Consider the following 7,658-nt stretch of genomic DNA (forward strand, 5'->3'; position numbering starts at 1 on the left):
CCGAACCCCCTGATGGGCGGCCCCGCCACCGGCGGGGCCGCCCATTGCCACTTCCGAAGGAGAAACCACCGGTGTCCGTGCCGCGCAGCGTCGCCCTGGAGCGCACCCTCTACACCCTGGCCGCGCCGGTCCTCGCCGCGGCCCCGAACCTCTACCCCGACAGCCCGGTGAACACGGTCGTCCAGCTGGCGGGCGCCGCCGGAATCGGCGGCTGGGTCCTGGCCGCCAGGAGCGAGGCGTCCGGCGCCGGACGCAAGATCCTGCGCTGGTCCCCGCTCGTCCTCGCGGCCGCGGTCGACGTCGCCGCCAAGCACACCCCCGGCTGGGGCCCGTGGTGGCTGGACGGGCTGCTCGCCGCCGGATGGGCGGCGGCCGGCCACCTGGTGCTGCCGTACTCCCGGCACGCCCGCCGCCACCACCGGCCCGCCCTCGCCACCCCGACTGCGCAGCTCCAGCCCGCCCCCGAGCCGGAGCTGTCCCCGGCGCCGGACGAAGGCGCCGACCGGTTCACCCGCCAGGTCCGCCGACTGTGGGAGAACCGCGGCATGCCCGGCCGCACCATCGTCGTGACGGCCACCCCCCACCCCGGCATGCGACACGACCTGTCGCTGCTGCTGCGCGCCTGCGAGGCCGGGCGGCCGATCTCCGGCCTGACGCAGGAGGCCGTCGCGGCCGCGTTCGGTGTCGACGTGGCGGATGTGCGTATCGACGACGTGGCCCGGCAGTACGGGCGCGAGGGCGGCCCCGGCTGGAAGGAGGTGCACATAACCCCCGACAGGTCCGAGCGGCTCCGCAAGGACCCCACCGACCACGAGTGGTGGGCCGACCGCGTCGGGGCCGACGGAGGTCCCGTCCCCGGCTCGGTGCTCGTCCGCAAGGTCCGCAACAACGACCGCAAGGTGACGTACTGGACGGCGCACATGCCCGACTCCATGGGCGAGCCGCGCATCAACCTGCCCGCCCTGTGCAAGGCGCTCGGTGCCTCGTTCGACGACGGCCGGGTCTTCGTCACCATGGACGGGGCGGACATCCTCGTGTCGGTGTGGGACACCTCGCCGCTCGCGAAGGTCTATCCGGCCACCCGCGAGCTGCTGACCCCGGACGCCGAAGGGCGCTGGGTCGTCGGCTTCCTCGCCAACGGCCAGCCCGCCCGCAACCGCGTCCACACCGACCGGGGTGCCGCGCACGGTCTGTACGTCGCGCCGTCCGGCGGCGGCAAGACGCAGCTGATGGCCCTGTCCGTGTGCGCCGACGCGAACTACGGCGCGGTCGTGTGGATCGCCTCGGAGGCCGCCGACCAGAAGACCAGCGAGCTCGGTGCGCACGTTCACCGGCAGGGCGTCGGCGCCCTGTACATGATCCGCGCCCTGCGGGCCGCCGCCGCGCTGATGGAAATCCGCGCAGCGATGGAGTGGGCCGACGGCCAGCGCCACGACTGGAGCCCGGGCGCGCAAGGCTGCCCCTACGCCCCGCTCAGCCTCTACCTGGACGAGTTCCTCTCCGCAGCCCGCAACGGCGAGCACGGCACGCAGATCATGGAGCTTGCCGAGATCGTCTCGGTCAAGGGCCGCAAGTACGCGGTGGGCGAGAAGGTCGCCGGCCAAAGCGTCTACGTCCAGGACGGCTTCACGCAGCTGCTCTGCGAGAACCTGCGGGAGCTGTCCATCCCGGTCGTGCTCCGGGTCGCACCGAAGAAGATCTCGGACATGTTCAAGGCGCTGGGAGTCCCCCCGGAGGACACCCCCGACCCGCTGCCGCGTTTCCTTCGCCCCGGCGGAGAAGGGACGCATCGAGCGCGTCATGAACGGCGAGCCCGAGCCCCCGGCCGCCGCCAACACCGGCGGCGTCGGCTGGATCATCGAGGGCAAGCGGCCCGAGACCCTGCGCACGCTCTACATGGACTTCGACGCCGGCATCGCCGACCTGTTCCCCGAAGAAATCACCCAGCTCACCGACCACGAGACCCGCGAGCTCGAAGCGCGGGACCTGTGGTTCGACTGGACCGAGCCCCCCAGGCCCGGCGAGTTCGGCCCCGAGCCCGGCGAAGACGAGGACGACGACGCACCCACGAAGGGCGGCGGCAAGCGCCGCAGCGGCGGGAAGCCCGCGCCGCGACGCGACGCGGTCACCTCGCCCCGCCAGGCGCTGGAGGCCATCAAGAGCCTCAACAACGCCTGAACACCCACACCCCATCCCCCAGGGGCCGGCCTGCCCGAGCACGGCCGGCCGCTGCACGACGCCCAAGGGCGCCGCCGGACGCGATCCCGGCGGCGCCCCTTCGGCGTTGCCTGCCAGGAGCCCCGATGTCCCACACCCCGCTCTCCCCCGCCATGGACCACCCCACCCCGGCCACCCCGGCCAGCGCGGCCGCCGTGCCGTCGGCGGAACCGACCCTCGAGGAACGCCTCGCCCTCATCGACGCGGTGATGACCGTGCGGCTGGACGAAGCGGCCGTCGCCTACGAGGTCAACACCGCCCACATCCCCACCACCCCCGTCGACCCGGCCGACGTCGTCACCGTCCCGGCCGCCCCTGCCGTCCAGCCGCTGCCGGACCTGTACCCGACGCCGGTCGCCGCGCTGCTGCAGCGCGCGCACCACCGGCTGGCCACCGGCGGCTGGTGCAAGGACGTCCTGGTCGACGAACAAGGCGCCCGCTGCTCGTACGGCGCCATCCACGCCGAAGCCCGCGGCGACCAAGGCATGGAAGGCCAAGCCATGGACGTACTCCTGGACGCCATCCGGCGCGCGTTCGGCGAGCACGTGGACTCCGTGCCCGCCTTCAACGACTCCTGGGGCAACGGCCGCATCCCGATGCGCATGCTCGACCAGGCCGCCGGCCTCGCCGACGCCCGCGGCCTGTAACCCCGCCTTCCGGACCATCTGCCTCGCACCCGAACCCCCGCACACGGGTCGGGCGCGGGACAGGCCGCCCGGCCGGCACACCACCCGATCGCGACCAACATCCAGACGAAGGAGCTGAACTGCACATGACCGAGACCCTCACCCCGCCCACCGCCGCCGTTGCCGGTGCGGACTCTCCGCTGGCCCTCCTCTTCGACATCGCCCGCGAGATCGGCACCGTGTCCGAGGACGACCAGCGCGAGGACGCCAAGACGGCCGCCCTGGACCACGTGTGGAACGCCTACCCCGACACCCTCGGCAAGGCCCTGGACGAAGACGACTGGAGCGGCAGGGCCGCCCTGGCCGGGGCCGCTCTGGAGCCGAGCGCCGTCGCCTACCGGACGGCGGCTGGAGGCTGCACCACTGCACCGACGGCGACCAGGACCGCGACGTCCTCACCCTGATCGCACCCTGCACCTGCGGCCACGGCTACGTCGACCGCGTGCTGGACAGCGAGTCCGACTTACTGCAGATCCTCACCGACCTGCGCTCCACCGACGGCCGCTTCCCGCACGACAGCGACCGGCCCGACTGCACCAGCATCCGCCGCCTGCGCGCCTGGGGCGACGGCCGGGCGGTAACAGCCCGAGGGCGGCCGGCGCGCTCACACCGCGCCGGCCGCCCACCGGAACGACCCGTGCAGCCAGACCCGCGCCGACGACGGCCACTTCGAGCTGCAGCTACGCCCCGGGACAGCCGCTCTGCTTGGCGGCTTCGACGGCTGTCCCGGGCCCATCCATCCCGTACGAGACGAGACGGAGAGATCAGTATGGCGTCCACCCTGCGCGTACAGGCCCCGATCGGGCAGCGCGCTCTCCTACTGACCACGGCAGCGATCCCGTTGACCGGCTGGACCGTCCACGCCCTGGCGCTGCACAGGCGTCTCGCCGCCGCGAAGAAGGACCCTCTCACCGGGCTCCTGCGGCGCGACGCCTACACCGCCAAGGCCCGCCAGATCCTCGCCCGCCACGGCGACAGCGCGGCCCTAGTGATGGTCGACGCCGACCACTTCAAGGCCGTGAACGACACCTTGGGCCACGCGGCCGGCGACTCCGTTCTCGTGGCAACCGCGGCCCGGCTCACCGCATGGGCCGGGCCCCGGGCGGCCGTCGGCCGCCTCGGCGGAGACGAGTTCGCGATCCTGCTGCCCCTGCCCCGGGACCGCCGCGAGGTCCGCCTCGCGCAGCTGGTGCGGATGCTGCACACACCGGTCGCCCTCGACAACGGCCAGGCCGTGGCCGTCGCCGCATCGGTCGGCGCCGCTGCCCCGGACGTGCTCGGTACCCGCGACCTGGCGCAGCTCCAGCGCGCCGCCGACGCCGCCCTCTACGACGGCAAGCACACCGGCCGCGCGCACCTCGCCACGGCGGAGCACACCACCGTGCCGTCCATCAACGGACGCCGGGCAGGCCGCCCCGGCACCGCCGCCTGGGGACGCGCCGCATGAACCGGCCTCCCGCGCCCGAGCCGCCCGCCGTACCCGTCCAGCTCCTGGACTGGCGCGACGGAGCGCACTTCTGCAACTGGGGCGACGAACCCTGCGCTGTGCCGCACCCCCACACCGCTGCGCTCCCACCAGGGCGAGCCCGTTCACAAAACGTGCGCGGAGCTCTGGATCGCCCAGCACCCCGGCGAGGTCCGCTTCGTCTCCGGCGCGCCCAGGCGCAGGCGCGACGACGGCCACGCCTGACCTCGCGGCACTCCCCTATTCGATCACTCCGCAAGGAGGGCTCTGCCATGAGCCGCACCGGTAGCCCCAACACCTCCGCGCTCCAGGAGGCCGACCCGCGCGTCCCCTTCCCCCGCTCCCAGCCCCCGACCAGCTGCCAGGACAAGCCCGACCTGTTCGCCCACGAACACGGCGACAACGGCCCCGAGGCACACAAGCGCATCGAGCAGGCCCGCACCCTGTGCGCCGCCTGCCCGCTCGCGAAGCACTGCCTGAAATGGGCACTGGCCAATCCCTCCCTGGTGCCGACCGGGATCTGGGCAGGCACCACCGCCCGGCAGCGCACCGTGCTGCGCCGGCGGCTGGTCGACCGGCTCGGGAAGAACTGGGTCGCCGTCGTCGCCGAAACCGACCGCAACCGGCGCGAGCGCGCCACCGCGGCCCGGCACACCCCGCTGACCGTCCGCGACGCCAGGCTCGTGCGCCTGGACCGCGAGCTGAACGGGCCGATGCCCCGGATCCGACTGCCGCTCACACATGAGCAACAGGAACACAATCGCGCGCGGCTCACAGCCGGCCTCACCGGCAAGACCGTGTAGGAGGCGCCCCATGCCCGCCGACTCGACGAAGGCCCTCGAACCCGAAGGCCTTCCCCTCGAACCGAACTCCAACTACCAGTTCGGCCTCGCGGCCCGCGTCACCGCGCGCCACGCACACGGCAAGGACGACCTGGCCCACCTCCTCGGCGTCCTGGGGCTGCCCCGCACCGAGGACGACCTCGTGCGGCTGCTGCCCCTCCTCAACTCCCCCACCGACGAACCCGACCAGACGGAAGATGCGATGACTACCTCCACCCCCGCGACCAACGCCTACACCGCGGTGGCGGTCTCGATGCTCAACGAGGGAACCGACCCCGACAGCGTCCGCACCACGCTCGGGCTCTCCGAGGAGGAACTCACCGACGCCCTGGAGCATGTCGGCACCGCCGACGCCGACGCGGACGCCTTGCAGGCGGCCGGACTCGAGCCCGTCAGTGCGACGGACCCCGGCGCCGCCGCCCACCGCCCCGCGGCCTACTCCGGCATCGAAGCCCTGCTCACCTGGGGCGAGCAACACCGAACAAAGGGCGTTCAGGCGCTCACCGCCCGGGCCCGCACCGCCCGGGCCCGCACAGCCCTGGCCGAACTCGCCCAGCGCCGCGACACCGAACATGCCGTCGCCGACGCCGAAGCCAAGGTCGGCCAGCTGGAGAGCGAGCTCGCACTCGCCCGGGAGGCGCTGCGGCGAGTGAAGAACGGTAAGCCCACCGCCCCGGCCGCCCCCGCCCCGGTCCTCAAGCGGCGGACCAAGCAGGAACTCGCCGCGATCCGGACGTGGGCCCGCGCAGGCGGCCACCAGGTCGCCGACCGCGGCCTGCCCGCCCAGGCTGTGCTGGACGCGCACGATGCCGCCCACCCCACCACCCCCGCGCAGGCCCGCTGATGGACACCAAGCACCTCGCGGTCGACGGCTACCTCTACGCCGTCCCCACCCCCGGCGCCCGCTGCGGAACCGCCCGGTTCGAGCTGATCTGCTCCCCCACCGACGACGCCGCGGACGACACGGTGCTCTCCTGCACCACCGCAGACCCCCGCATCGCATACGCGCTGCTCACCGAGATCCACCCCGGGGACCTGCTGCGAGTCACCGGCACCCTGGTCCAGCCCGGCGACACCGGCGAGCCCGCCCGGGCCACCGTCGACGCCCTGGAGGTCCTGGCCGCCGCCCCGCTTCGGACGCTGCGCGAGATGGTCCTCGACCGGTACGGGCCCTACCTCGTGGTCTTCGACGCCGACACCGGCACCGTCCCGGTCTTCACCGAGAACGGCGCCTGGGTCGGCGAGGCCGCGAGCCCCGACACCATCGGCGACCTGATCGACGCCCACGAGAACGGCGGTGACAACTGATGTCCACCACCGCGCAGCGCACCGTGCTGGAGCGCTTCCCACCTGGTCGCCCTCGCGGCGCGTGGCCGGCGGAGGAGTACGCCGCCCAGCAGCGCGCCCAGGACCAGGACACCTGCGTCGTCATGGACCTGCGCACCGACCAGTCCCTCTCGGTCACCGACTCCCACCCACTGACACCGCCCACCCAGAGCGCCGTGCCCGCCTCCCGCGCACGGCGCTCCGTCGTCATCCCCTTTCGAGAACAGGAGCCCTCGATGGCCCGCATCACCGTCGGAATCGAACCGGCACGCCGATAACAGCCGCTGCGACCACGCGGTGAAGCCGTCCGGCAAGCCCCGTGACCCTGCGGCAACACGCCTTCAGAGGCGAGGCAGGGTGCGGGATCCGAACCGCATGGGGTCCGAACCTGCGCAGGTCCTCCGGTCAAGGGAACTCTTCGATCGGCGCCGAGAGGCCGTGGCGATCGAGAACGGCGGACACGCCCGACTTCCCCTCTGCCGTTGAGCCGATTCGTGAGCCAGGTCTTCGCCGGTTCTGAATCGGTCGCCGGTCTGCGGGCCCTGCACGCACCGCGGTCGCCAACTCCGGCGCAGAGGAGGGTGCCGACGGCCACCGGCAGTACAACTGCCCGACCACCTGCCCTCGGCAGCAGTTCTGCACAGACCAAGGCCTCCGTCCTCCGGATCACATTCCGGGAGGCGGAGGCCTTCTGTGTTTCTGGATGCGCTGCGCCCTGGCCGAAGGCCTCATCTGGTTGAGACGTGCTCCAGCAAGAGCTGTGCAACCTCGGCCACCTGCTCCTGGGTGAGGTGCCGCGCGAGGTCCCTGGCGATCTGCTCGGGCTCCTCCAGAGTGATCTTCGGTGAGGCGGAGCCGGCCTTCGCCTTCTTCGGCGCTCTGTGTTCATCTGACTGGCTGGCTATCCTGCAGGTGTGTTGCAACCAGTGGCAAGTTCTGCGCACACTGCGCCCGCTGCCGGGCCGTCCGGGTTCGGCCGTCACGGAGCTCTCTTTTCGCAATCCCGGAGCCTCCGCGGTTGATCCTCTCGCGATGCGCGACCTGGACCGGCGCATGGTGGAGATCCGCGACGCCCAGCGCGAACTGCGGCGATGGATGAGCCCGAAGACCGAGCAGCACGTA

At 72.8% G+C, this 7,658-nt stretch carries 8 protein-coding genes; all 8 read left to right on the forward strand.

Annotated features, from left to right (window positions below):
• Positions 1–71 precede the first annotated feature (71 nt).
• Positions 72–2,864 (forward strand): DUF6197 family protein, encoded by a 2,793-nt coding sequence (locus IEY86_RS31235; protein ID WP_229698917.1) that lies wholly within the window; start codon positions 72–74, stop codon positions 2,862–2,864.
• A 125-nt stretch (positions 2,865–2,989) separates the two neighbouring features.
• Positions 2,990–3,307 carry a hypothetical protein gene (locus tag IEY86_RS31245; protein ID WP_189135279.1) on the forward strand — a complete coding sequence of 106 codons (318 nt, stop codon included), beginning with the start codon at positions 2,990–2,992 and terminating at the stop codon, positions 3,305–3,307.
• Between the two features lie 365 nt (positions 3,308–3,672).
• On the forward strand, positions 3,673–4,350 hold the full coding sequence (locus IEY86_RS31250; RefSeq protein ID WP_189135280.1) for a GGDEF domain-containing protein: 678 nt from the start codon (positions 3,673–3,675) through the stop codon (positions 4,348–4,350).
• 290 nt (positions 4,351–4,640) lie between these two features.
• Entirely contained in the window at positions 4,641–5,171 is a 531-nt protein-coding gene (locus tag IEY86_RS31255; protein WP_189135281.1) for a WhiB family transcriptional regulator, read from the forward strand.
• Between the two features lie 10 nt (positions 5,172–5,181).
• Positions 5,182–6,054: an Lsr2 family DNA-binding protein gene (locus IEY86_RS31260; RefSeq protein WP_189135282.1), complete on the forward strand. Its 873-nt coding sequence runs from the start codon at positions 5,182–5,184 to the stop codon at positions 6,052–6,054.
• Positions 6,054–6,518 carry a hypothetical protein gene (locus IEY86_RS31265; protein WP_189135283.1) on the forward strand — a complete coding sequence of 155 codons (465 nt, stop codon included), beginning with the start codon at positions 6,054–6,056 and terminating at the stop codon, positions 6,516–6,518. Before IEY86_RS31260 ends, IEY86_RS31265 begins: the two co-directional genes overlap by 1 nt.
• On the forward strand, positions 6,518–6,814 hold the full coding sequence (locus IEY86_RS31270; RefSeq protein WP_189135292.1) for a DUF8839 family protein: 297 nt from the start codon (positions 6,518–6,520) through the stop codon (positions 6,812–6,814). The genes IEY86_RS31265 and IEY86_RS31270 overlap by 1 nt, the downstream gene beginning before the upstream one ends.
• Before the next feature lie 634 nt (positions 6,815–7,448).
• The coding region (locus IEY86_RS38265) for a DUF6545 domain-containing protein (protein ID WP_373287115.1) at positions 7,449–7,658 on the forward strand (210 nt) is incomplete at its 3' end.

The organism is Wenjunlia tyrosinilytica (assembly GCF_014646055.1).
Taxonomy (GTDB): Bacteria; Actinomycetota; Actinomycetes; order Streptomycetales; family Streptomycetaceae; genus Wenjunlia; species Wenjunlia tyrosinilytica.